Genomic DNA, 24,200 nt, shown 5'->3' on the forward strand with positions numbered 1-24,200 from the left:
GCAGGCAACTGCGGACGGTCGAATGTGGGCCAGCCCGCGCAACTCGGGCGGACACCGGAGCGGCCCGCACGGCTGCGCGCCGGTCCCCATCGGACCTCCCCGCCCGCCCGCGCCCCCATCCGTCGCCGACCACCGCCCGGGCCGGATCGTGCCGGGTGAACCGCGCGTCGGGCCGGCGGGCCTGCCGGTCGGACGGGCCGTTAGGCTCCGCGGCGCCGGTGCCCGACCCCCAGGTCATCGCGGTTGGAAACGTTTTCGTAACGAGCTCTTGACCTGACCGTCGGATCAGGCGCAGACTCCCGGAAACGTTTACAGCAGGCAGGTGGAGGTGCAGGGCGTGGGTCGTAAACGTTTACCGGAGTCGGCCGACGGCCGGCCCACCGTCCACACCGTCGCCGCCCGCGCCGGTGTCTCCATCGCGTCCGCCTCCCGCGTGCTCAACGGCGTCGGCGGCAGCCCGGAGACCGTCCGCAAGGTCCGCGCGGCGGCGGCCGAGGTCGGGTACGTGCCCAACGCCATCGCCCGCTCGCTCCAGTCGCAGCGCACCGGCCTGGTCGCGCTCGCCGTCGAAGACATCGGCAACCCGGTCTACGTCGAGATGATGCGGGCCATCGAGTCGGTGGTCGCCGCCTCCGGTCGGCAACTGCTGGTGCACGCCACCGGCGGGCAGATCGCCAACGAGACCGCGCTGCTGCGCCGGCTCGCCCACCGCTACGTCGACGGGATGATCGTCTCGCCGATCCGGGTCACCGACGACCACCTCGCCGCGCTGGTGGACAGCCCGGTGCCGGTGGTCGTGGTCGGGCAGCTCGGCGCCGACGCGCCGGTGGACAACGTGCGCACCGACTCGCGTACCGGCGTGGCGCTGGCCGTCGACCACCTGGTCGCGGCCGGGCGGCGGCGGATCGGGTTCGTCAACGGCCCGCTCGACACCGTCCCTGGCGCCGCCCGCGACGCCGGCTTCCGGGCCGCCCTGGCCGCGCACGGCATCGACCTCGACGAGCGGCTCGTCGAGGTCGGCGACTTCCAGTACGCCGCCGGCCGCGCCGCCACCGAACGGCTGCTCGCCCGGGCCTGCCCCGACGCCCTGGTCTGCGCCAACGACCTGATCGCCGTCGGCGCCCTGCACGCCCTGCTCGCCGCCGGCCACCGCGTCCCGCAGGACGTCGCGCTGGTCGGCATGGACGACACCGAGCTGGCCCGGATGATGTTCCCGCAGCTGTCCAGCGTCTCCCTCGGCTCCGCCGAGCGTGGTCGGCGCGCCGCCGAACTGCTGCTGCAACGCATCGCCGACCCCACCCTGCCGCCCCGGCGGGAGCAGGTCGCGCCCAGCCTCGCCGTCCGCGCCTCCAGCGCCACGGTCGCCACGACCGGCGCCGAGCTGCCCGCACCGCGTACCCCGGAGGTGACGGCATGACGACCCTGGCCGAACGTCCCGACGTCGCCCGCAGCGACGGGCCGCGGGTGGCCCGGTCCCGGTCCGACCGGCTGGGCATCTACCTGCTGCTGCTCCCGTCGCTGCTGCCGATCGTGGTGCTGTCGGTCTTCCCGCTGGTGCGCGGCATCTACCTGGGCTTCACCGACGCCCGCGCCGGACGCCACGTCGAGATCAGCTTCACCGGGCTGGCCAACTACCGGGAACTCCTCGGCGACGAGCTGTTCTGGAACTCGTTCAAGATCGGCCTGCTCTGGGCGGTCGGGGTGACCGTGCTGCAGTTCCTGCTCGCCCTCGGCCTGGCCCTGCTGCTCAACCAGCAACTGCGCTTCCGCGGCCTGGCCCGGGTGCTGGCCGTGGTGCCCTGGGCGATGCCGCCGGTCGTGGTCGGCATCCTGTGGAAGCTCGTCTACCACCCCGACGCCGGCCTGCTCAACGAGTTCTTCCACCGGGTCGGCGCCGACGCGCTGCGCACCAACTGGCTCGGCGACTTCAGCACCGCCCTGCCCGCGGTGATCCTGGTGGGCGTCTGGGCCGGCATGCCGCAGACCACCGTCGTACTCCTGGCGGGGTTGCAGGGCGTGCCGCGCGAGCTGCACGAGGCGGCCGCGGTCGACGGCGCCAGCACCTGGCACCGGTTCCGCAACGTCACGCTGCCCGCGATCACCCCGGTGATCGTGGCGATCACCTCGCTCGACTTCATCTGGAACTTCAACTCGTTCGGCCTGGTCTACGTGCTCACCGCGGGCGGGCCGGGCGGCAAGACGATGCTGCCGATGCTCTTCGCCTACGAGGAGGCGTTCCGCTACGGCAACTACGGCTACGCCGCCGCCCTCGGCAACGTCATGGTCGTGATCATCGTCGCGCTGCTCGCGGTCTACCTGCGACGCCGACTGAGGGAGGCGAACTGACATGTTCGGAAAGCCGACCCGCACCGGGCGGGCCCTGCAGTACGTCGCGCTGACCGGCTACCTGATCTTCCTCGGGTTCCCGCTGGTCTGGCTGCTGTCCACCGCGTTCAAGCCGCCCCGGGAACTGGTCCAGCTGCACCCCACGCTGATCCCCAGCAACCCGACCGTGCAGAACTTCGTGCAGGCCTTCACCGAGCAGCAGCTCGGCCGGGCCGCGCTGAACAGCCTCCAGGTGTCGCTCGCCTCGGCGGTGCTCACCGTGCTGGTCGCGCTGCCCGCCTCGTACGCCCTCGCCCGATTCCGCACGAGGCTCGGCACCGTCGCGCTCGGCTGGGTGCTGCTGTCGCAGCTGTTCCCGTTCGTGCTGCTGATCATCCCGATCTTCCTGATCCTGCGGCAGGTCGGGCTGGCCAACACGCACGCCGGGCTGGTGCTGATCTACGTGGTCTGGGCGCTGCCGTTCGCCCTGTGGATGCTGCAGGGCTTCGTCCGCAACATCCCGCGCGACCTGGAAGAGGCCGCCGCCGTCGACGGCGCCAGCCGGCTGGAGGTGCTGCGCCGGGTGGTCTTCCCGCTGCTCGCGCCGGGCATCGTGGCGACCGCGCTGTTCTCCTTCATCTCCGCCTGGAACGAGTTCTTCTTCGCCCTGGTGCTGGTCAAGACGCCCGAGCTGGCGACCCTGCCGGTCGCGCTGGCCCGATTCGTCGGCATCGAGGGCACCGCCCGGCTCGGCCCCCTGGCGGCCGGATCCCTGCTCGCCACCCTGCCCAGCCTGATCTTCTTCGCGTTCATGCAACGCCGGCTCTCGTCCGGGTCGCTCGCCGGCGCGGTCAAGGGCTGAACCGCATCCCCCACCCACCACCAAGGAGGAAACCCCCATGCACCGTCGTAGATTCGGCCGACTCGTCGCGGCCGCCGCGGTCGCGGCCGTCGGCCTCGGCTCCCTCACCGCGTGCGGTGACGGCGGCGGCGAGGACGACGCGTCGTCGTCCGGCCCGGTCAAGCTGCGCTTCCTGAGCCTGGCCTGGCAGAAGGAGTCGCTGCAGGCCAACAAGGACCTGGTCGCCAAGTGGAACAGCGAACACCCGGACATCCAGGTGGAGTACGTCCAGGGCGACTGGAACTCGATCCACGACCAGCTGGTCACCTCGTTCGAGGGCGGCGACGCCGCCGACATCGTGCACTACGAGGCCTCGGCGATCGGCGAGTTCAGCAAGCAGGGCTACCTGACCGACGTCTCCAAGCTGCTCAGCGACGACTTCAAGAGCCAGATCGACCCGGGCGTCTGGGACACCGTCACCTTCGACGGCAAGGTCACCGGCGTGCCGTTCCTGCTGGAGTCGCAGGTCGTCATCGCCAACAAGAAGCTGCTCGACGCCGCCGGCGTCGCCGTCCCGCCCGCCGACGGTGGCTGGACCTGGGACGAGTTCCAGGCCAACGCGCAGAAGCTCACCAAGCCCGGCCAGTACGGCGTGGCCTGGGCGCTCAAGTCGCCGACCAACCGCGTGATGAACCTGGCGCTGAACTACGACGGCAAGTTCTTCTACACCGACGGCGGCAAGACCGAGGTGAAGGTCGGCGACGCGGAGAAGGAGGTGCCGAAGCGGATCCACGACATGCTCTACACCACCAAGTCCGCCTCCCCGGAGGCGCTCGGCATGAGCGGCGCGGACACCCTGCCCGGCTTCTTCGGCGGCAAGTACGCCATGCTCCCCGGCTCGGTCTCGCTGCGCCAGCAGATGGTCGAGCAGGCCCCCGCCGGCTTCGAGTGGGTGACGCTCCCGCCGATCAAGGGGCTGTCCAGCAAGCAGGCCGCCAACCCGCAGACGCTGTCCATCTCCGAGGACAGCAAGCACAAGAAGCAGGCCGCGCAGTTCCTGGAGTGGTTCCTCAACCCGACCAACATGGCCACCCTCGCCAAGGGTGACTGGCTGGTGCCCACCGGCAAGCAGGCCAACCAGGAGCTGGTCAAGCTCACCGAGGGCAAGCAGGGCTGGGACGTCGCCGCCGACAGCGCCGCCGACCTGACCGTCGCCCCGTTCCAGAAGGCCGACGGCTACCCGGAGTGGAAGACCAAGTACGCCACCCCGGCGCTGCAGCAGTACTTCGCCAACAAGATCACCCTGGACCAGCTCGGCACGCAGCTGGTCGACGGGGGCAAGCAGGTGCTGAGGTAACCATGTCACTCTTGCTCGACAAGTCGGTCGGCTGCCTGGTCGGCGCCGCGGTGGGCGACGCCCTCGGCGGGGCCACCGAGACGGCCCTGCCGGAGCAGATCCGCGCCCGCTTCGGCGGCTGGGTCGAGGGGATCGTGCCCCCGTACCACGCCGACTGGGCCACCGCGCGGCCACTCGCGCCGTACCACAAGGGCGACGGACACATCACCGATGACACGCTGATGACCCACGCCCTGGTCCGCGCGTACGCGGCCAAACGGGACCACCTCGACGCGTACGACGTGGTGGAACTGCTCGTCCCCGACCTGATCGAGCGGGTGGTGTACATCCCGGACCTGGAGCGGGAGGGGGTGACCTTCCACCGGCTGGCCGCGGCCGAACGGTGGCTGGTCACCCGCCTGCACCACGCGCACGCCGACCCCCGCGAGGCCGGCGTGGGCAACATCGTCAACTGCGGCGCCGCCATGTACATGGCCCCGGTCGGCATCGTCAACGCCGGCGACCCGGCGGGGGCGTACGCGGAGGCGGTGGAGCTCACCGGGGCACACCAGCACAGCTACGGACGGGAGGCCGCGGCGGTGTTCGCCGCCGCGGTCGCCGCCGCCGCGGCACCCGGCGCGGGCGTCGACGACGTCATCGCCGCGGCCCTCGACCTCGCCCGCGACGGCACCCGCGCCGCCGTCGACGCGGTGGTCAAGGAGGCCCGCGGGCACGACGACTGGAAGGCCGCCATCCCCGCGCTGCGCGCCGCCGTCGCCCCCTACGACACGGTGGGGGAGGAATACCGCAGCCCGGGCCTGGGCGCCCGCCGGCCCAGCCGGCTGCACGCCATCGAGGAACTGCCGGTGGCGCTGGGCATGCTGGTGGTGGCCCGCGGCAACTACCGGTCGGCGGTGCTCGGCGCGGTCAACTACGGCCGCGACGCCGACTCCACCGCCACCATGGCCGGCGCGATCGCCGGGGCGCTCGGCGGCGCGGCGGCCGTCCCGGCCGAGTGGTCGCAGGCGGTCGCCGCCGCGTCCCGCACCGACCTGGTCGAACCCGCCCGGGTCCTCGCCCAGGTGGCCACCGAGGTCTTCGACCGCGACCGGGAGCGGTTCGCCCGCCGCGCCGAACGCTTCGGCGGGCTGGCATGACCGCTGCGGACGCGAGTGGCGGCGCGACGGGCGGCCCGGCGCGCGGGCTGCGGCTGACCTGGGTGCAGCCCGAGGACCTGCTGCCGCACGAGCTGGCCGCGAGCCGCGACGAGGGCCGCGACGTCACCGCCCTCGCCGACCGCTGGACGGCGGCCGGCGGCGACGTCACCGCCCCGGTCAGCGGAGCCTCACCCGTGCCGGCGTCACCGCGGCTGCGCGCCCTCGCCGTCGACCTGCTCGACGCCGCCGACGCGCTGCCCGGCCCCGACACCGCGCAGGAGCCCGACGACCTCGACGCGGTCCGCGCCACCTGGCCGAGCACCTGGCACCTGCCGACCAGCGTCGAGCGGGACCGGCTGCACGGCGCCTGGCTCGGCCGGGCGGCCGGCTGCCTGCTCGGCAAGCCGGTGGAGAAGATCCCCCGCCACGGGATCCGGGAGATCCTCACCACCACCGGCCGGTGGCCGCTGCGCGGGTGGTTCACCGCGCAAGGGCTGCCGGCCGAGGTGGCCGCCCGCTGGCCGTGGAACCGGCGCAGCGCCCCCACCAGCCTCGCCGAGAATATCGCCGGCATGCCCGAGGACGACGACCTCAACTTCGCGCTGCTCGCGCTGCGCATCCTGGAGACGTACGGGCCGGACTTCACCAGCGCCGACGTGGCCCAGGCCTGGCTGGACTGGCTGCCCGCCGGGCGGGTCTTCACCGCCGAACGGGTCGCCTACCGCAACCTGTTGCTCGGCCTCACCCCGCCGGCCACCGCCCGCCGGCACAACCCGTTCCGGGAGTGGATCGGCGCGCAGATCCGCACCGACGTGTACGGCTGGACCAACCCCGGCCGCCCCGACCGGGCCGCCGAGGCGGCCTGGCGGGACGCCGCCGTCAGCCACGTCCGCGCCGGGGCGTACGGGGCGATCTGGGTGGCCGCCCTCGCCGCGGCCGCGCCGGTCGCCACCAGCATCGACGAGGTGCTGGACGCGGGCGAGTCGGTGCTGCCCCCGGACAGCCGGTTCACCGCCGCGATCCGGGAGGCGCGCGCCCTCGGCGCCGGCACCGACGACTGGGAGAGCATCGTGGACACCCTCTACGCCCGGCACGGGCACCTGCACTGGGTGCACGTCCGCAACAACGCCGCACTGGTCGCCGCGGCCCTCGCGTACGGGCGCGGCGAGCTGGAGCGGTCCATCTGCGCGGTCGTTTCCGGCGGCTGGGACACCGACTCGACCGGCGCCACGGTCGGGGCGGTCACCGGGGCGCTCACCGGCGCGTCCCGCCTGCCCGGTCGTTGGGTCGCCCCGTTGCGCAACCGGCTGGCCAGCAGCATCGCCGGCTTCGACGGCATAGGCTTCGACGAGTTGGCCGGCCGCACGCTTGCCCTGGCCCGGCGGAGCGGAGCGGCGGCGTGAGCGAGCGGAGCGAGCGAACCATCAGGCTCAGTAGCGGGGCGCCTCGCGTCGCCGCGGGGCGAAGCGGGGCGGCGGCGTGAGCGCACGGGTGATCGTGGTCGGCAGCGCCAACCTGGACCTGGTGGTGACCACACCGCAGCTGCCCAAGCCCGGCGAGACGGTGCTCGGTGACCACTTCCGCACCGTGCCCGGTGGCAAGGGCGCCAACCAGGCGGTCGCGGCCGCCCGGGCCGGCGCGGACTGCGCCTTCATCGGCGCGGTCGGCGCCGACGACTTCGGGGTGCAGCTGCGGGACAACCTGACCGCCGCCGGCGTGGACGTGCGCGGCCTGCGCTCCGTCGACGGACCCTCCGGCGTCGCGCTGATCGCCGTCGACCACGCGGCGGAGAACTGCATCGTCGTCGCCCCCGGCGCCAACGCCGCCCTGACCGACCTGCACTCCGCCGACCGGGCGGCGGTCGGCGCGGCCGACGTGCTGCTGCTCCAGCTCGAGGTGCCGCTGGCGGCCGTCACCCAGGCCGCCGACCGGGCCCGCGCCGAGGCCACCACCGTGGTGCTCAACGCCGCCCCGGCCCGCCCGCTCCCCGACGACCTGCTCGACCTCGTCGACGTGCTGGTGGTCAACGAACACGAGGCGGCCGTCGTCGCCGGGATGTTCGTCGACGAGCCCGCCGCCCTGCTCGACGCGCTGGTGACGCTGGTGCCCCGGGTGGTGCTGACGCTCGGCGCCCGCGGCGCCGCCTACGCCGACCGGCACGGCACCCGCCTGCAGGTGCCCCCGCCGGCGATCGACGCGGTGGACACCACCGCGGCCGGCGACGCGTTCACCGGCGCCCTCGCGGTCGCCCTCGCCGAACGCGGCGGCACCCTCACCGCCACCACCGCGCCGGCCGTGCTGCGCTGGGCGTGCGCCGCCGGGGCGGCCTGCGCCCAACGTCCTGGCGCGTCCACCGCGCTGCCCGACCGGGCCGCCATTGACGCACTGTACGCCGCGACCTACGGAGCGGAAGAGTGAACGAGCGTAGCGAGCGAACCAGCAAGCCCAGCACGGTCGAGCCGCCTGCCGGGGCCGACCGCGGGGCAGGCGGCGGCGTGAGCTTCAACCCGTACGTCCCGCGCCCCATCGACCGGCCCACCGAGGTGCCGCTCGGAGGGCACGCCGACCTGACCAGCCTGGACGAGGCGAAGATCTTCGCCGCCCCGGACGACCCGGCCGACTGGCCCGCCTGGCGCGATCAGCTCACCCGCTGGCGGGCCGACGCCCGGGCCCGGCTCGCCTACACCGGCGAGCACTACGACGAGATCACCGGAGACTGCTTCACCGTCTGCCTCGCCTGGCTGTGGGACGAGACCCTCTACGACCACGACCGGGGCGTGTTCACCGTCGACGCGTTCCTTGACGCGGCCCGCCGGGACTTCGGCGGCTTCGACGGGGTGGTGCTCTGGCACGCGTACCCGCTGATCGGGCTGGACGCGCGCAACCAGTTCGACTGGTACCGGGACGTCCCCGAGCTGCCCGACGTGGTCCGCGCGTTCCAGGCCCACGGGGTGCGGGTGTTCGTCGACTACAACCCGTGGGACACCGGCACCCGGCGGCAGGCCGGCACCGACGCGGAGGAGGTCGCCGCGCTGGCCGCCACCCTCGGCGTCGACGGGGTCTTCCTGGACACCCTCAAGGAGGGCGCCGGCGAGCTGCGCAAGACCCTCGACGCCGTCCGCCCCGGCCTGGTCCTCGAGGGCGAGAGCCGGGTGCCGCTGGCCCGGATCGCCGACCACGCCATGTCCTGGGCGCAGTGGTTCGCCGACTCCGACGTGCCCGGCGTGCTGCGGGCCAAGTGGTTCGAGCGGCGGCACGTCCTGCACCACACCCGCCGCTGGCACCGCAGCCACCTCGACGAGCTGCACTCCGCCTGGCTCAACGGCTGCGGCGTGCTGGTCTGGGAGAGCGTCTTCGGTGTCTGGGTCGGCTGGAACGACCGGGACAAGGCCGTGCTGCGCGCCATGCGGCGGGTGCAGGCCAGCCACGCGGCGTGGCTGCGGGCCGAGGACTGGGTCCCGCTCGCCGACCACCCCGGCACCGGCCAGGTGTACGCCTCCCGCTGGACCCACGACGGCCAGCCGCTGTGGACGGTGGTCAACCGGGGCGCGGACCACGACGGCCCCTGGCTGCTCACCGACGCCCGACCCGGCCGCTTCGTCGACCTGGTCACCGGCGCCGAGCTGACCGTCACCGAACTCGAGGACGGGCGGGTCGCCGTCGGCGGGCCGCTGCCCGCCGGGGCGATCGCCGCCGTGGCCGCCACCGACACGCCCGTGCCGCGGCACGAGCCGCCGACCGGTGACCCCTCCTTCCCGGCCCGCGCCGCCGTGCGCGCCCGCACCCCGTGGTCGCCCCTCGCGGCCCTGCCCGCCGGCATGGTCACCGTCGACGGCGGCCACCACGAGCTGACCGTCCGCCACCGGGTCCGGGAGACCGGCCTGTACGGCGAGGCGCCCTACGTCGACGAGTGGAAGCCGCTGCCGCCGCGCCTGCACCACACCGGCACCCTGCGCCGCCCAGTCCGGCTCGGCCGCTTCGCCATCGACACCCACGAGGTCACCCACGGCCAGTACGCCCGCTTCCTCGCCGCCACCGGCTACCGGCCGGTCCGGCCGGAACGGTTCACCGCCGGGCAGGGACCCACCGACGCCCCGGTCACCGGCGTCGACCTGGCCGACGCCCGGGCGTACGCCGACTGGGCCGGGCTGCGGCTGCCCACCGAGGACGAGTGGCAGGTCGCCGCCGAGGCGGGACTGCTCGCGCGCCGGGAACCGCTGGTGTGGAACCTGACCGAGAGCGAACACTCCGACGGGCGTACCCGGTTCGTCATCCTCAAGGGCGGCTGCGCGCACCGGGCGGAGGGCTCGGACTGGTACCTCGACGGCGGCCCGCAACCGCCCGAGGTGTCGGTGAAGCTGCTGCTCACCGGCGCCGGCCTCACCCGTTCCGACTCGATCGGCTTCCGCTGCGCCGCCGACCTGCCCGCCGAAGGAACCCACCGATGAGCAGACCCTGGCGCACCTGCGCCGTCCTCGTCGCTCTGCTGACCGCCGTCGGGCTCACCGCCCTGGCGCCCGAGACCGCCGTCGCGGCCAAGGATCCGGCCGGCACGCTCCGCACCGCCACCGCCCCCTCACCGGCCCTCGGCGGCAGCATGGACTACACCGTCTACCTGCCGTACGGCTACACCGACCCCGCGCAGGCCGCCACCCGCTACCCGGTGCTGTACCTGCTGCACGGGCGCGGCGACACCATGCAGGCGTGGACCCGGATCAAGGCGGACCTCGACCGGCTGATCGCCGACCGGCAGGTGCCACCGGTGATCGCCGTGCTGCCCGACGCCCCGTGGAGCAGCCGCGGCAGCTGGTACGTCGACTCCGCGTACACCGGCGCCGACAACCCGGGCCGCCCCGTGGAGACCGCACTCACCCGCGACCTCGTCAGCCACGTCGACGCCACCTACCGCACCGCCGCGCACCGGAACGCCCGGCTCATCGGCGGCTACTCGATGGGCGGCGCGGGCGCGCTGCGCTACGCCCTCGCCCACCAGGACCTCTTCGCCAACGCGCTGGTGCTCAGCCCCGCCGTCTACCAGCCGCTGCCGCCGGCCGACTCCTCGGCCCGCGAGTTCGGCGCCTTCGGCGACGGCGACCAGCTCTTCTCCGACGACGTCTACCGGCGGCTGAACTACCCGGCCCTGCTCCCCGGCGTCGACCCGGAGTCCCCGGTCCGGATGTTCCTCGCCGTCGGCGACGACGAATGGGCCAACCCGGACCCGGCCGACGCCGTCCACGACCTCGACTACGAGGCCGCCACCCTCTACAACACCATCCGGCGCACTGACGGCCTCGCCCCCGAGTTCCGCGTCCTCGACGGGGGACACGACTGGGACGTCTGGCGCCCCGCCTTCGTCGCCGGCCTCACCCACCTCGCCGCCACCCTGAGCGTCACTCCGCCGGCCGGGCTGCCCGCCCCGCTGCACGGCACCGGCGGCGCGGACTGGGCCGGCGGGGTCGCCGCCCACCCCGACGGCGACGTCACCCTCGGCTACGCGGCGTCCGGCAGTATCGCCGGCCAGCCGTACGCCGGCGGCCTCGACGCCGTGGTCACCCGGCTCGCCGCCGACCGCACCACCGCCCGCTGGACCACCCAGTTCGGCACCGCCGCCAACGACCGGCTCTACGGGACGGTGCCGCTGCCCGACGGGAGTGTGCTCACCGCCGGTTACACCCGCGGCGACCTCGACGACCGGCACCCGGGCAGCCCGGCGGACGACGGGTTCGTGGCCAAGCTGACCGCCACCGGGCAGCGCGCCTGGCTCATTCAGGCCGGTGACCCGGCCAAGCCCGACCGCTTCTACGCCCTCGCCGCCGCCCCGGACGGTGGCGCGTACGTCGTCGGTTACACCAGCGGCGCGTTCGGCGGCACCAGCGCCGGCGACAAGGACGCCGTGCTCGCCCGGGTCGCCCCGGACGGCACGCTCGCCTGGACCCGCCAGTTCGGCGGCCCCGGCGAGGACAAGGCGTACGCCGTCGCCGTCGGCCCCGACGGCGTCTACGTCGCCGGCGGCACCTCCGCCGCCCTGCCCGGCACCACCCCGCTCGGCGGCACCGACGGCTGGCTCGCCCGGTTCACCCCCGACGGCACCCGCGACTGGCTCACCGTCGCCGGCGGCGACGGGGACGACCTGCTCGGCGGCGTCACCGTCACCGGCGCCGGCCAGGTCGTGGCCACCGGCACCACCTCCGGCGACGTGCTGACCGTGGCGTACACCAGCAAGGGCGCGCAGCGCTGGCGGACGGTCACCGGCGGGCGCGGCACGGACGCCGGCACCGACGTCCTGGCCCTGGCCGACGGCTCGCTCGCGGTGGTCGGCTTCACCGGCAGCACGCTCGGCGTGCCGGCCGGCGGGGCGGACGTGCTCACCCTGCGCCTCGACGCCCGCGGCCGGCAGCTCGCCGTCGCGCAGTACGGCACGGCCCGCGACGACGCGGCCGACCCGTTCGGCGAGGAGAACGGCTACGCCACCCTGGCCCCCGACGGGCGGCTGCTGGTCAGCGGCCGCACCGCCGGCACCCCCACGGGCGGCGCCGCCCTCGGCAACGGCGACGTGTTCCTCGCCGCCGTCGACCCGGCGAAGGGAACACCATGACCGCGCCCGCCCCGCTGCACGGCGTCCGGGTGGTCGACCTGGCCACCCTCTTCGCCGGCCCGCTCGCCGCCGCGTTCCTCGGCGACTTCGGCGCCGACGTGGTCAAGGTCGAGCACCCTGCCAAACCCGACCCGTCGCGCGGGCACGGCCCCGCCAAGGACGGCGTCGGCCTGTGGTGGAAGGTGCTCGGCCGCAACAAGCGGACCGTCACGCTCAACCTGTCGGATCCGCAGGGCGCGGAGCTGCTGCGCCGGCTGCTCGTCGACGCCGACGTGCTGGTGGAGAACTTCCGCCCGGGCACCCTGGAACGCTGGGGCCTCGGCCCGGCCGAGCTGCACGCGGTCAACCCGCGCCTGGTGATCGCCCGGATCAGCGGCTTCGGCCAGATCGGCCCGTACGCGCCCCGGCCCGGGTTCGGCACCCTCGCCGAGGCGATGAGCGGCTTCGCCGCCGCCACCGGGGAACCGGACGGGCCACCCACCCTGCCGCCGTTCGGGCTGGCCGACTCGGTCACCGCGCTCGCCGCCGCGTACGCGGTCATGCTGGCCCTGCGCGGCCGCGACCTGACCGGCCGGGGCCAGGTGGTCGACCTGGCCATCATCGAACCGATCATGGCGATGCTCGGCCCGCAGATCACCTGGTACGACCAGCTCGGCTACGTGCAGCCCCGGCTCGGCAACCGGTCCAACAACAACGCCCCGCGCAACACCTACCGCTGCGCCGACGGGCGCTGGGTGGCCGTGTCCACCAGCGCGCAGAGCATCGCCGAGCGGGTCATGCGCCTCGTCGGCCGCCCCGAACTGGTCGACGAGCCCTGGTTCGCCACCGGCACCGGCCGGGCCGCGCACGCCGACGAACTCGACGCCGCGGTCGGCGCCTGGGTGGCGCAGCGGGACCGGGACGAGGTGGTGGCCGCCTTCGAGGCGGCCCAGGCGGCCGTCGCGCCCGTCTACGACGTCCGCGACATCCTCACCGACCCGCAGTACGCGGCGCTCGGCACCGTCCTCACCGTCCCCGACGAGGAACTCGGCGAGGTACGGATGCAGAACGTCCCGTTCCGGATGTCGGCCACCCCCGGCGAGATCCGGCACGCCGGTCGACGCCACGGCCAGGACACCGACGAGGTGTTCCGGACGCTCGGCCTGACCGACGCGGAACTGGCCGCGCTGCGCGAGCGCGGGGTGATCTGATGCTGCTGACCTGGCTCTACGTGCCCGGGGACCGGCCGGACCGGTTCGCCAAGGCGGTCGCCTCCGGCGCCGACGCGGTCATCCTCGACCTGGAGGACGCCGTCGTCGCCGGTCGCAAGGCGTACGCCCGGGACGCCGTCGCCGAGTTCCTCACCGAACCGTCGCCGGTGCCGGTCCAGGTCCGCGTCAACGAGCTGACCGGCCCGGACGTCGACGCCGACCTGGCCGCCGTCGGCGGCAGGCCGGGCCTGGCCGGGCTGCGCCTGCCCAAGGTGGAGTCCCCGGCAACCGTCGCGGCCGTCGCCGCCCGGGTCGACACCCCGCTGCACCCGCTGATCGAGTCCGCCGCCGGGCTGGAGTCCGCGTACCCGATCGCCGCCGCCCACCCGGCGGTGGCCTCGCTCGGCCTGGGCGAGGCCGACCTCCGCTCCGACCTGGGCGTCGCCGACGACGACGGCCTGCTCTGGGCCCGCGGCCGGATCGTCGTCGCGGCCCGCGCAGCCGGCCTGCCGCCGCCGGCCATGTCGGTGTACGCGAACGTCGCCGACCTCGACGGGCTGGCCGCCTCCTGCGCGGTCGGCCGGCGGCTCGGCTTCCTCGGCCGGTCGGCCATCCACCCGCGACAGCTCCCGGTGATCGCCGCCGCGTTCCGCCCGGCCGAGCACGAGGTGGCCCGGGCCCGGGAACTGCTCGCCGCCGTCGCCGAGGCGCAGACCCGCGACTCCGGCACCGTGGTGCTGCCCGACGGGCGGTTCGCCGACCGGGCGATGGTGGCCGCCGCCCGCCGGGTCGTCGACCTCGCCGCCCGCTACGCCACCTGACCGCCGGCAGGTGCCGGTACGAGATCACCTGCGAACCGAGATCCAGACGCGATCGAGGAGAGGCTCCGGTGTCCATTGACGTTCACCGGGTTTCCGGTGGGTACGGTGTACCGGATGATCACTCCCGCGCAGACGACGAACCGGCTGAACAAGGAGATCGGCGCCGTTGTGCGGCCGCTGGGCTTCCACGGCACTCGCGGGACCTGGTCGGTCGTCACGACCGGCGGCGTCGCACAGGTCAATGCCGGACGGAGTGTGATGCGCAGCGTCGGCGGCGGCACGATCTTCGTCAACGTGAGCATCGGTGTGGTGCCGGTTGCGTGGTGGGAGTACCTGAACTGGCGTGCCGCCCGCTGGGGCCAGCCTCCGATTCCGTTGGACAAAAACGCTACGTCTTACCGGATCGGGTTCGTCGAGACCCGCCAATGCCCGGAGGGCAGTTACCACCACCTGCGCCTGGACCCTGACAAGTATCCGGCGACCGTGACGACGATCGAGGAGTTGGACCACGCTGCGGCGCTGCTGGTCGGTGCGGCCGACAAGCTCGCCCGCACCGCGCTCGACCTGCTCCGGCCGGGCCGTTACCTCGAGGCGCTGCGCGGCATACCCGATTTCGGCGGCGCGATGTGGGAGCCGCTGGTGGTGCTGCTCGCCGAGGGCGGCCCGTCGGCCGAGCTCGATCCCGCGATCGAGGACATGCGTGCCGACTACGCCAACTACGGCTTCGGCCCACCCGACATGGAAGTCGAGTACGCCCGCATGCGGGCCGCGGCGGCGGTGTGAGCGGCAAGGCGTGCGAGGAGATCAGCTAGTGCGGTAACCAGGCACGTTCGCCGGGTTTGATGGGCCATGCGGCTCTCGGTCGTGAGCGGCTCTGCACCAACCGGTCTACGACCGGCTCACCCGCCTGATCATTCGCGGCCAGCAAGCCGGCGAGTTCGACCCGGAGGCGTCCCCGGACTGGCTCTTCGCCGCCACCGTCGCCCTCGGCCACGCCGGCTGGGCGGAGGTCACCGCCGGCCGGATGCCTGCCGACGAGGCGGCCACCGCGGTGCAGGCCGCCGTCCTGCGGCTGTACGGCGCGGAGCCGGCGCCGCCGGCCGATGGTCCGTAAGCCGACAGACGCGATCAGCGGATCCCGCCATTCCGATGCCGCCCGTACGCTGGCGCGGCCGGCAGCGGACAGGGGGAATGGGATGGGTGATCGGCCACGGCTCGACCGGCGGAGTCTGCTCCTCGCCGCCAGCGGCCTCGCGGTCGCCGGGGTGGGGGTGCCCGTCGGCCTCGCCGCCACCTCCGCCACGACGCCGGGCAGCCCGAGTCGGGGCCGGCGTCCGATCAGCATGGCCATGCACATCCACGCCTCGTTCAGTGAGGGCATCGCCAGCTACGCCGCCCACCTCGACCAGGGCCGCCGCAACGACGTCGACGTCATCTGGTGGACCGACCACGACTTCCGCGTGGCCGCCCACGACCACCGGCGCACCGTCCACTTCGACGGCGTCGAGGAGGCCGAGGGCGGGCTCGCCTGGACCTGGCAGGCGTCCACCGAGGGCGGGCTCACCGCCTCCGCCGCCGACCACGTCGACCGCCCACGCAGCCCCGACGACCCCGGCAGGGCGCTGCGCCTCACCGCCACCGGCGACGGCATCCTCTGGTACGCCGGCAAGGCGTGGAACTGGACCCACACCGGCAACATCTCGGACACCACGCTGCACCTCGACGTGCTGCCCGAGGCGTCCGGGCCGCAGGCGGCGCTGATCGTCGAGATCGCCCTCTCCCACCACCCGGCCGGCCCCGGCCGACCCGCCGGCCAACTCGTCCTGCGCTACCGCATCAGCGCCGGCCGGCGCGCGGCGCACACCACCGACGGGCTGTTCGGCACCGTCGACCTGCCGGCCCGGCCCGGGGAGTGGCAGCGGCACACCCTGCCCCTGCTGGCGGACGTCCGGCGACTCTGGCCCGGCCTGGTCGCCGGGGACAACTCGCTGCGCGGGCTACGCCTCGGGGTCAGCGTGCAGGCCGGAGCGCAGGGCGCGTTCGTCGTCGACCGGCTGGTCTTCGACCGCGCCCGCCGCGCCGGCCAGGCCGGCGAGGAGCTGCGCGCCGAGGTGCTGCGGGCGTACGAGGGGGCGTTCCCGGAGGTCACCCACCATCGGGCGTACGAGGTGTCGCTGGTGCGGCACCTCAACTGGTTCGGCGGTGACCAGACGCTGCCGGAGTTCCCGTCGCCGCCGTACCGCGACAACGACGTGGCGAAGACCGAGCGGATGGTCGAGTTCCTGCACGCGCACGGCGGTGTGGTCTGCTGGAACCACCCGCTCGACGTGGAGCGGCGGGACTCGCTGGCGCGGCTGCTGGTGGACCGGAACGCGCTCGGCGTCGACCTGATCGAAATCGGTCGCGCGCCGCTGGACGATCACCTCTGGGCGTACGACGTGGCGGCCCGCAACGCGGTCCCGGTCACCGCGGTCGGGGTCACCGACGACCACGACGGCACCGACTGGCGGGCGGGGAAGGAGCGCCACCTCACGTACGTCTGGGCGAGCGCCACCGACCGGGACGCCCTGGTGGCGGCGCTGCGCGCCGGGCAGGCCTGGTTCACCGACCTGGCCCGTTACCGCGGCGCCCTCGACATCGAGGTCGGCGGCCGGACCGCGATGGGCGGCGTGCTGCTCACCGACGCCGCCGAGCTGACACTGCGCCTGCGTGCCAGCGACCTGCCGGCCGGCGGTTCGCTGGAGGTGGTCACCGGCACGGCGGACCTGGCCGGCCTCGCCGACCCGACCCCGGCGACCCGCACCAGCACGGTCCCTGCCCGCCAGCTCCGATCGGGCTGGCACGATCTGCGGGTCGAGCCGGGCGTCGGGGCGTACGTCCGCACCCAGGTCCGGGGGCGGGACGGGGCGATCGTCGGCGTCAGCAACCCGACCTGGCTGCTGCGCCAGGCGCCGCCGCGGGGCGTCCCCGCGGCCCGCCGCTTCCGGACCTGACCGGCCTCACGCCACGTCCACCGGGACCTTCTCCGCGCCGATGCGGCGGATCCGTTCGGTCCCCCACTCCCCGAGCGAGGCCAGCGGGGTGTTGAGGGTGACGGCGAGCTCGGTCAGGGAATTTTCGACCTTCGGCGGGACCTCCCGGCACACCTCACGGTGCGCGAGCCCGTCCTCCTCCAGCTCCCGCAGATGCTGGATCAGCATCTTCTCGCTCACGCCCGGCAGCCCCTGGCCGCACCCTGGCTCACCGCCATGACCGGCGCCTTCCACGGGTACGCCGCGGTCATCGACGGCGGAGACTACACGCCGGGAGGTGGGGGTCCGGCACCGGGTTTGCGTCCCGGTGATCCGCGGTATCCGTGGCCCATGCGTATCACCTCGTCAGTCCTTCACTCCTGGCTCGGGGCCCGGGGCCCGGGCCGTGCCGTGACACCGCGCCGGCAGGCCCGCCGTGCGGGGTGACTCCGCGGTCGACCAAGTGACCGCCGGGGCGTACCGGGTCCCCACCGACGCCCCGGAGGCGGATGGCACCGCGGCCTGGGGCGGCACCACCGTGGTGCTGGTCCAGGTCCGGGCGGGCGGCGAGGTGGGCACCGGCTGGACGTACGCGGCGGCCGCCGCCGGCGAGCTGGTCAACGAACTGCTGGCCGGGGTGGTGACCGGGCGCGACGCGGTCGACGTTCCCGGCAGCTACCAGGCCATGCAGGCGGCCGTCCGCAACGTGGGCCGCCCCGGCGTCGCCGCCTACGCCATCTCCGCCGTCGACGTGGCGTTGTGGGACCTCAAGGCCCGGCTGCTCGGGATCCGCCTGGCCCGGCTGCTCGGCCTGGCCCGGGAGGCCGTGCCGGTCTACGGCAGCGGCGGCTTCACCACCTACGACGAGGCTCAGCTGCGCGCCCAGTTCACCCACTGGGTGCACGAGCTGGGCATCCCGCGGGTGAAGATGAAGATCGGCGAGTCGTGGGGGACCCGCGTCGAGCGCGACCTGGCCCGGGTCGCCCGGGCGCGGGAGATCATTGGCCCGGATGCCGAGCTGTACGTCGACGCAAACGGTGGCTACCAGCGCAAACAGGCGATCCGGGTGGGGCGGGCGCTGGCCGACCAGGACGTGCGGTGGTACGAGGAGCCGGTCTCCTCCGACGACCTGGCCGGCCTGCGGCAGGTGCGCGACGCCGTACTCCCCGACGTCGCCGCCGGGGAGTACGGCTACCACCTGCCCTACTTTGCCGCGATGGTCCGGGCGGGCGCGGTGGACTGCCTGCAGGCGGACGTCTCCCGGTGCGGCGGCATCACCGAGTGGCAGCGGGTGGCCGCGGTGACCGCTGCGGACAACCTCCAGCTCTCCGGCCACTGCGCCCCGCACCTGCACCTCGACGTCGCCGCCGCGACGCCCAACCTGCGGCACCTGGAGTGGTTCCACGACCACGTCCGCATCGAGTCGATGTTCTTCCAGGGCACCGTCACGCCCGAGCCGGGCGGCCTGCTCCGGCCCGACCTCTCGGTGCCCGGGCACGGGCTGCGGTTCGACGAGTCCGCGGCGGCGTCGTACCGGATCGGGTGACATCCGCCCGTCCGCACCCCGATCGGGCAGGACTGAACGGCGGCGGAACGGGTAGCCGCGGCGCCGGGAGGCGGGCGCCTCCGGGATCGAGGGGGACCATGGCAGTCGCCGCCATCGTCGCAGTGGTGATCGTCGTCGTGCTCGCGCTGATCGTGCTGTCGCTGAGCGTCCGGCTGGTGCAGCAGTATCAGCGCGGCGTGGTGTTCCGCTTCGGTCGCGTGCTGGAGCGGATCCGGCAGCCCGGTTTCCACCTGATCGTACCGATCGCGGACCGGATGGTGCGGGTCAGCATGCAGACCACGGTGATCGGGGTGCCCGCGCAGGGTGTCATCACCCGCGACAACGTCACGCTCACCGTCGACGCGGTCGTCTACTACCGGGTGGTCGACCCGGTGAAGGTCCTGGTCAACGTGCGGGACTATCCCTCGGCCGTGCTCCAGGTGGCGCAGACCGCGCTGCGTTCGGTGATCGGCAAGGCCGACCTCGACACCCTGCTGCGCGACCGGGACAAGATCAACGCCGAGCTGAAGGCCGTCATCGACGCGCCCACGGAGAAGCCGTGGGGCCTGCTCATCGAGCGGGTCGAGGTCAAGGACGTGTCGCTGCCCGAGGGAATGAAGCGGTCGATGTCCCGGCAGGCCGAGGCGGAGCGGGAACGGCGGGCGCGGGTGATCGCCGCCGACGGCGAGTTCCAGGCTTCCCGCCGGCTCGCCGACGCCTCCCGGGCGATGGCGAACACGCCCGGGGCCTACCAGCTGCGCTTGCTGCAGACCGTGGTGGACGTGGCGGCGGAGAAGAACAGCACCCTGGTCATGCCGTTCCCGGTGGAGCTGCTGCAGTTCTTCCAGGAGTACGGGCGGCGGGGCCGCGAGCAGGTGGCCCAAGGTGGGGCGGGAGCGACGGAGCAGCCCCCGGCGCTCGGCCCGACCACGGAACGCGTCGCCGCGGCCGCCGAGGGGGACGGGCACCGGCCGCAGCCTTGACCGCGGACCGCCGCCGGTGGCCCCGCGCTGTCCCGCCGGGGCCACCGGCAGGCGCGGGCCGGCCGCCCCGGCTCCGCAGTCAGTCCAGCAGCGTGGGCAGGGGCAGCCCGGGCAGCAGCGGCGACAGGCTGGGCGAGGGCGGCAGCGGCAGCTTGGGCAGCGGCAGCAGGGGCTTGCCGGTGTCGCTCGCGGAGCCGCCCGGCGAGGTCGAGGTGGAGGTCGGCGGCCGGGACGGCTGGGGCTGCGGGGCCGACGCGCCGGTGCCCGGGCGAGCGGCGGGGGTCGTCGGTCGGCCGCCCGGCGCGGGGGAGGTCGGCACCGCGGTCGGCCGGACCTCCGCCCGGGCCGCGGTCAGCTCCCGCGTCAGGGCGTCGAGCCCGGCGCGCAGCCGGGCCACGGTTGCCGCGTCGGTGATCTTCTCGAGGTCGCCGCGCGCCCGGTCGACGAGCTGCTGGGCCTCGTCGAAGCGGCCGTCGGCCAGCGCCGCGCGGGCCCGGTCGATGCTGTCCTCGATGTCCCGCACCTCGGCCTGCTGCGGATAGAGCAGCTTGGTCAGCGACCACAGCGGGCTGTCCGGCGCCGCGTTGCGGCTGCCGATCCCGAGCCCGGACCCCAGGGCGAGCAGCGCGACCGCGGCCGCCGCGAGGCGTACGGTCCAGGGGCGCGGTCGCCGGGTCCGGGCCGGACGTGCCGGCGGCGACGTGGGCTCGGCGGGCTCGGCGGTCGGCGCGGCCGGACGGATTTCGGCGGGAGCGCCGTCGACGACGTCGGCGTGCCAGGCGGCGAACAGCTCGGCCAGCTCGTCGCCGGCCGGGGCCGGCTCACCCCGACCCAGCGCGTCGAGCAGCGCGTCGTCGCGGGCGAGGACCTCCAGGTCCATCGCCTCGCCGCCGCTCGGCGTCCGCCCGCTCATGCCGTCACCCCGCTCCGCTCGGCGCCGGCATGAGGCAATTCCGCGCTGAGCTGACGATTCGCTCGCTGACGCTCGCTCATGCCGCCACCTCGTCCAGGGAACCTCCGGCAAGGGTACGGAGCCGGGCGAGGGCGCGGGACTGGGCCATCCGGACGGCGGCGGCCGTCATGCCGACGATCGTGCCCACCTCGTCGGCGGACAGGCCGACCGCGACGCGCAGCAGGATGATCTCGCGCTGGACGTCGGGCAGCCGGTCCAGCAGCGCGGACAGCCGCCGGGCCAGATCGCTCGCCATCGCCTGCTGCTCCGGCCCGGGCGCGGCGTCGGGCTGCTCCAGCGGTGCGTCGGTGGGGGTGACCGCCGAATCCCGGATTGCCGCGCGTTGCGCGTCGGCCACCTTGTGCGCAGCGATCCCGTAGACGAACGCGGCGAACGGGACGCCCTGTTCGCGGTAGCGGGGAAGGGCGCGCAGCACCGCCACGCACACCTCCTGGGCGACGTCGTCGGCGGTGGTGTACGCCCCGCCGACCCGGCCCAGCCGGGCCCGACAGTATCGGACCAGGCCGGGGCGCACGTCGGTGAGCAGCGTCGCGGTGGCCGCCGGGTCGCCCGCGGCGGCCCGGCGGACGAGTTCTGGCTGCTGGATCACTGTCATGTCGGTCGCGACGCACCTTCGTTACCGGCGGGTTACCGGCACGGTATCGAGCATCGCTCAAATTTCCTAGCTCACGGTTTGTGACGAAGACGCACCGGAAAGAAGTTGTTGCGTTCTCCACTGGCGCGCCGATGTGTCAGGCAGCGACGGAGAGGGGAGGGATCAGTGGGCGTCGAGGTGGCCGTGCAGGGGCTGACCAAGTCGTTCGGCGGCCAGCCGGTCTGGTCGGACATCACGCTGAACCTGCCCGCCGGGGAAATCTCCGTCCTGCTGGGACCCTCCGGCACCGGGAAGTCCGTGTTCCTCAAGACCCTGGTCGGGCTGCTGCGACCCGACCGGGGCTCCATCCTGATCGAGGGCAGGGACCTGCCGCGGCTGTCCGAACGCGACCTGTACGAGGTGCGCAAGCTGTTCGGCGTGCTGTTCCAGGACGGCGCCCTGTTCGGCTCGATGAACATCTACGACAACGTGGCGTTCCCGCTGCGTGAGCACACCCGCAAGTCCGAGTCGCAGATCCGCGCCGTCGTCAGCGAGAAGCTGGAGATGGTGGGCCTGGTCGGGGCGGAGAAGAAGCTGCCCGGCGAGATCTCCGGCGGCATGCGCAAGCGGGCCGGCCTGGCCCGGGCGCTCGTCCTCGACCCGCAGATCATCCTCTTCGACGAGCCGGACTCCGGGCTGGACCCGGTGCGCACCGCCTACCTCAACCAGCTCATCATCGACCTCAACCAGAGCACCGACGCGACGTTCCTGATCGTCACCCACGACATCAACACGGCCCGCACGGTGCCCGACAACATCGGCCTGATCTACCACGGGCACCTGGCCATGTTCGGGCCGCGGGAGATGCTGCTGTCCAGCACCGAGCCGGTGGTCCGGCAGTTCCTCAACGCCCAGCGGATCGGCCCGATCGGCATGGCGGAGGAGAAGGACGCCGACGAACTGGCCGCCGAGGCGGAGTCCGGGATGGAGCTGCCGCCGCTGCCGCCCATCCCGCTGCAGCTGCCGCCCTCGGACGGGCTGCCCCGCCGCGCCGAACGCCGACCCGGCCAGTGGTGCCGTGAGCACGGCGTCACCCCGCCCCCGGGTTCCTTCGAGGGCCGCCGCTGGGACGAGGAACGACCCACCATCGAGCTGGGCCGGCACCTCGCCGCCGACGAGCGGCACCGGGAGGTGGCCGGATGAGCGAGCGAATCAGCGGGCTCGGTGCGCTTTGGCCTCATGCCGATGCCGACCGAAGGGGGGCGGTGGCATGAGCGCCCCGGTGACCGCCGTCCGCCGTTCCGGCGAGTTCTTCGCGTTCTGCCTGGACACCCTGCGCGGGCTCGGCCGGCGGCCGGTGCAGGTACGCGAGTTCGTCCAGCAGGCCTGGTTCATCAGCTCGGTGTCGATCCTGCCGGCCGCCCTGGTCTCCATCCCGTTCGGCGCGGTCATCGCCCTCCAGCTCGGCTCGCTGGTCCGCCAGCTCGGCGCGCAGTCGTTCACCGGCGCCGCCTCGGTGCTCGCCGTGGTCCGCGAGGCCGGCCCGATCGTCACCGCCCTGATCATCGCCGGCGCCGGCGGCTCGGCGATCTGCGCCGACCTGGGCTCGCGCAAGATCCGCGAGGAACTGGACGCGATGCAGGTGCTCGGCATCGACCCGATCCAGCGCCTCGTCGTGCCCCGGGTGCTCGCCTCGATGCTGGTCGCCGTGCTCCTCAACGGGCTGGTCAGCGTCGTCGGCGTGACCGGCGGCTACGCGTTCAACGTCCTGCTCCAGGGCGGCACCCCCGGGGCGTACCTGGCCAGCTTCCAGGCGCTCGGACAGCTACCCGACCTGCTGGTCGGCGAGGTCAAGGCGGTGCTGTTCGGGGCCGCCGCGGCGCTGGTCGCCTCCTACAAGGGGATGACCGCCAAGGGCGGCCCGAAGGGCGTCGGCGACGCGGTCAACCAGAGCGTGGTCATCACCTTCATGCTGCTGTTCGCGCTGAACTTCATCGTCACGGCCGTGTACTTCCAGGTCGTACCGCAGAAGGGAAGCTGACATGGCCGTGCTGCGCTACCTGGACGACCTCGGCGGGCAGCTCGCCTTCTACCTGCGCGCCTTCGCCTGGACGCCGCGCACGGTGAGCCGCTACAAGCGCGAGGTGGTCCGGCTGCTGGCCGAGGTCAGCTTCGGCACCGGCGCGCTCGCCGTGCTCGGCGGCACCGTCGGCGTGATCTGCTTCCTCACCTTCTTCACCGGCACCGAGGTCGGGCTCCAGGGCTACCAGGCGCTCGACCAGATCGGCAGCAGCGCCTTCACCGGGTTCGTCTCGGCCTACTTCAACACCCGGGAGATCTCGCCGCTGGTGGCGGCGCTGGCGCTGTCCGCCACGGTCGGCTGCGGGTTCACCGCCCAACTCGGTGCGATGCGGATCTCTGAGGAGGTCGACGCGCTCGAGGTGATGGGCGTGCCCTCACTGCCGTTCCTGGTCACCACCCGGATGATCGCCGGCTTCATCGCGGTCATCCCGCTGTACGTGATCGGCCTGCTCTCCAGCTACCTCGCCACCCGCACCATCGCGGTCGTCTACTTCGACCAGTCCGCTGGCACCTACGACTACTACTTCCACCTCTTCCTGCCGCCGGAGGACGTGCTCTGGTCCTTCGGCAAGGTGCTGGTGTTCAGCGTGATCGTGGTGCTGGTCCACTGCTGGTACGGCTACACCGCCAAGGGCGGGCCGGCGGGCGTGGGCATCGCTGTCGGGCGAGCCGTCCGGTTGGCCATCGTCGCCGTCAACGTCGTCGACTTCTTCCTGTCGCTGGCCATCTGGGGCGCCACGACCACGGTGCGGATCGCGGGGTGAAC

General features: G+C 73.9%; 21 protein-coding genes. 18 read left to right on the forward strand and 3 right to left on the reverse strand.

Features of this window, described 5'->3' with window-relative positions:
- The first annotated feature begins 337 nt into the window (after positions 1-337).
- From FXF52_RS09450 to FXF52_RS09510, 13 genes are all read left to right on the forward strand, one after another.
- Positions 338-1,417, forward strand: a complete 1,080-nt coding sequence (locus FXF52_RS09450; RefSeq protein WP_148795526.1) for a LacI family DNA-binding transcriptional regulator — start codon at positions 338-340, stop codon at positions 1,415-1,417.
- Positions 1,414-2,346, forward strand: coding sequence for a carbohydrate ABC transporter permease (locus FXF52_RS09455; RefSeq protein ID WP_148795528.1), 933 nt, complete (start codon positions 1,414-1,416; stop codon positions 2,344-2,346). The genes FXF52_RS09450 and FXF52_RS09455 overlap by 4 nt, the downstream gene beginning before the upstream one ends.
- A 1-nt stretch (position 2,347) precedes the next feature.
- The gene (locus FXF52_RS09460; protein ID WP_148795530.1) at positions 2,348-3,187 is read left to right on the forward strand and encodes a carbohydrate ABC transporter permease; all 840 of its coding nucleotides are present in this window, start codon (positions 2,348-2,350) and stop codon (positions 3,185-3,187) included.
- Between the two features lie 37 nt (positions 3,188-3,224).
- Positions 3,225-4,523 (forward strand): ABC transporter substrate-binding protein, encoded by a 1,299-nt coding sequence (locus FXF52_RS09465; protein WP_148795532.1) that lies wholly within the window; start codon positions 3,225-3,227, stop codon positions 4,521-4,523.
- Positions 4,524-4,525: 2 nt separating this feature from the next.
- A complete protein-coding gene (locus tag FXF52_RS09470) occupies positions 4,526-5,659 on the forward strand; it encodes an ADP-ribosylglycohydrolase family protein (RefSeq protein WP_148795534.1) in 1,134 nt (377 codons plus the stop codon).
- Complete coding sequence (locus tag FXF52_RS09475; RefSeq protein WP_255471822.1) at positions 5,656-7,062, forward strand: ADP-ribosylglycohydrolase family protein; 1,407 nt, start codon at positions 5,656-5,658, stop codon at positions 7,060-7,062. The genes FXF52_RS09470 and FXF52_RS09475 overlap by 4 nt, the downstream gene beginning before the upstream one ends.
- 76 nt (positions 7,063-7,138) lie before the next feature.
- Positions 7,139-8,077 carry a ribokinase gene (locus FXF52_RS09480; protein WP_148795536.1) on the forward strand — a complete coding sequence of 313 codons (939 nt, stop codon included), beginning with the start codon at positions 7,139-7,141 and terminating at the stop codon, positions 8,075-8,077.
- Positions 8,074-10,107, forward strand: a complete 2,034-nt coding sequence (locus FXF52_RS09485; protein ID WP_222870456.1) for an SUMF1/EgtB/PvdO family nonheme iron enzyme — start codon at positions 8,074-8,076, stop codon at positions 10,105-10,107. Before FXF52_RS09480 ends, FXF52_RS09485 begins: the two co-directional genes overlap by 4 nt.
- Complete coding sequence (locus FXF52_RS09490) at positions 10,104-12,254, forward strand: alpha/beta hydrolase-fold protein (protein WP_148795538.1); 2,151 nt, start codon at positions 10,104-10,106, stop codon at positions 12,252-12,254. The genes FXF52_RS09485 and FXF52_RS09490 overlap by 4 nt, the downstream gene beginning before the upstream one ends.
- Positions 12,251-13,444, forward strand: coding sequence for a CaiB/BaiF CoA-transferase family protein (locus tag FXF52_RS09495; RefSeq protein ID WP_148795540.1), 1,194 nt, complete (start codon positions 12,251-12,253; stop codon positions 13,442-13,444). Before FXF52_RS09490 ends, FXF52_RS09495 begins: the two co-directional genes overlap by 4 nt.
- A complete protein-coding gene (locus FXF52_RS09500; RefSeq protein WP_148795542.1) occupies positions 13,444-14,265 on the forward strand; it encodes a CoA ester lyase in 822 nt (273 codons plus the stop codon). The genes FXF52_RS09495 and FXF52_RS09500 overlap by 1 nt, the downstream gene beginning before the upstream one ends.
- A gap of 114 nt (positions 14,266-14,379) precedes the next feature.
- Positions 14,380-15,048, forward strand: a complete 669-nt coding sequence (locus FXF52_RS09505) for a hypothetical protein (protein WP_148795544.1) — start codon at positions 14,380-14,382, stop codon at positions 15,046-15,048.
- Between the two features lie 413 nt (positions 15,049-15,461).
- The gene (locus FXF52_RS09510; RefSeq protein ID WP_148795546.1) at positions 15,462-17,258 is read left to right on the forward strand and encodes a hypothetical protein; all 1,797 of its coding nucleotides are present in this window, start codon (positions 15,462-15,464) and stop codon (positions 17,256-17,258) included.
- Between the two features lie 6 nt (positions 17,259-17,264).
- Here FXF52_RS09510 and FXF52_RS42440 read toward each other — a convergent pair whose 3' ends face one another.
- Positions 17,265-17,477 carry a helix-turn-helix domain-containing protein gene (locus FXF52_RS42440; RefSeq protein ID WP_255471823.1) on the reverse strand — a complete coding sequence of 71 codons (213 nt, stop codon included), beginning with the start codon at positions 17,475-17,477 and terminating at the stop codon, positions 17,265-17,267.
- A 235-nt stretch (positions 17,478-17,712) separates the two neighbouring features.
- Between FXF52_RS42440 and FXF52_RS09520 the strand changes: the two genes are divergently transcribed.
- Positions 17,713-18,822 (forward strand): enolase C-terminal domain-like protein, encoded by a 1,110-nt coding sequence (locus FXF52_RS09520; RefSeq protein WP_148795550.1) that lies wholly within the window; start codon positions 17,713-17,715, stop codon positions 18,820-18,822.
- A 98-nt stretch (positions 18,823-18,920) separates the two neighbouring features.
- Entirely contained in the window at positions 18,921-19,805 is an 885-nt protein-coding gene (locus FXF52_RS09525; protein ID WP_148795552.1) for an SPFH domain-containing protein, read from the forward strand.
- Between the two features lie 79 nt (positions 19,806-19,884).
- Here the strand turns inward: FXF52_RS09525 and FXF52_RS09530 are convergent, their stop codons facing one another.
- Positions 19,885-20,718 (reverse strand): anti-sigma-D factor RsdA, encoded by an 834-nt coding sequence (locus FXF52_RS09530; protein WP_148795554.1) that lies wholly within the window; start codon positions 20,716-20,718, stop codon positions 19,885-19,887.
- Between the two features lie 76 nt (positions 20,719-20,794).
- Positions 20,795-21,373 carry an RNA polymerase sigma factor ShbA gene (shbA, locus tag FXF52_RS09535; RefSeq protein WP_148795556.1) on the reverse strand — a complete coding sequence of 193 codons (579 nt, stop codon included), beginning with the start codon at positions 21,371-21,373 and terminating at the stop codon, positions 20,795-20,797.
- Between the two features lie 165 nt (positions 21,374-21,538).
- Here shbA and FXF52_RS09540 point away from each other — a divergent pair, with 165 nt between their 5' ends.
- The 3 genes from FXF52_RS09540 (at position 21,539) to FXF52_RS09550 (ending at position 24,198) form a co-directional block, all read left to right on the forward strand.
- The gene (locus tag FXF52_RS09540) at positions 21,539-22,555 is read left to right on the forward strand and encodes an ABC transporter ATP-binding protein (protein ID WP_148795558.1); all 1,017 of its coding nucleotides are present in this window, start codon (positions 21,539-21,541) and stop codon (positions 22,553-22,555) included.
- Positions 22,556-22,622: 67 nt separating this feature from the next.
- Complete coding sequence (locus tag FXF52_RS09545) at positions 22,623-23,393, forward strand: ABC transporter permease (RefSeq protein ID WP_148795560.1); 771 nt, start codon at positions 22,623-22,625, stop codon at positions 23,391-23,393.
- 1 nt (position 23,394) lies between these two features.
- On the forward strand, positions 23,395-24,198 hold the full coding sequence (locus FXF52_RS09550; RefSeq protein WP_148795562.1) for an ABC transporter permease: 804 nt from the start codon (positions 23,395-23,397) through the stop codon (positions 24,196-24,198).
- Positions 24,199-24,200 lie beyond the last annotated feature (2 nt).

The sequence above is a fragment of the Micromonospora sp. MP36 genome, assembly GCF_008119785.1.
Lineage (GTDB): Bacteria > Actinomycetota > Actinomycetes > Mycobacteriales > Micromonosporaceae > Micromonospora.

Bases quoted from the DNA above. Each gene is read 5' to 3' on its own strand.
- FXF52_RS09510 (WP_148795546.1), top strand. From the start codon at position 15,462: ATGGGTGATCGGCCACGGCTCGACCGGCGGAGTCTGCTCCTCGCCGCC.
- FXF52_RS09490 (WP_148795538.1), top strand. From the start codon at position 10,104: ATGAGCAGACCCTGGCGCACCTGCGCCGTCCTCGTCGCTCTGCTGACC.
- FXF52_RS09530 (WP_148795554.1), bottom strand. From the start codon at position 20,718: ATGAGCGGGCGGACGCCGAGCGGCGGCGAGGCGATGGACCTGGAGGTC.
- FXF52_RS09505 (WP_148795544.1), top strand. From the start codon at position 14,380: ATGATCACTCCCGCGCAGACGACGAACCGGCTGAACAAGGAGATCGGC.
- FXF52_RS09465 (WP_148795532.1), top strand. From the start codon at position 3,225: ATGCACCGTCGTAGATTCGGCCGACTCGTCGCGGCCGCCGCGGTCGCG.
- FXF52_RS09470 (WP_148795534.1), top strand. From the start codon at position 4,526: ATGTCACTCTTGCTCGACAAGTCGGTCGGCTGCCTGGTCGGCGCCGCG.
- shbA (WP_148795556.1), bottom strand. From the start codon at position 21,373: ATGACAGTGATCCAGCAGCCAGAACTCGTCCGCCGGGCCGCCGCGGGC.
- FXF52_RS09500 (WP_148795542.1), top strand. From the start codon at position 13,444: ATGCTGCTGACCTGGCTCTACGTGCCCGGGGACCGGCCGGACCGGTTC.
- FXF52_RS09545 (WP_148795560.1), top strand. From the start codon at position 22,623: ATGAGCGCCCCGGTGACCGCCGTCCGCCGTTCCGGCGAGTTCTTCGCG.
- FXF52_RS09495 (WP_148795540.1), top strand. From the start codon at position 12,251: ATGACCGCGCCCGCCCCGCTGCACGGCGTCCGGGTGGTCGACCTGGCC.
- FXF52_RS09550 (WP_148795562.1), top strand. From the start codon at position 23,395: ATGGCCGTGCTGCGCTACCTGGACGACCTCGGCGGGCAGCTCGCCTTC.
- FXF52_RS09460 (WP_148795530.1), top strand. From the start codon at position 2,348: ATGTTCGGAAAGCCGACCCGCACCGGGCGGGCCCTGCAGTACGTCGCG.
- FXF52_RS09455 (WP_148795528.1), top strand. From the start codon at position 1,414: ATGACGACCCTGGCCGAACGTCCCGACGTCGCCCGCAGCGACGGGCCG.
- FXF52_RS09475 (WP_255471822.1), top strand. From the start codon at position 5,656: ATGACCGCTGCGGACGCGAGTGGCGGCGCGACGGGCGGCCCGGCGCGC.
- FXF52_RS09525 (WP_148795552.1), top strand. From the start codon at position 18,921: ATGGCAGTCGCCGCCATCGTCGCAGTGGTGATCGTCGTCGTGCTCGCG.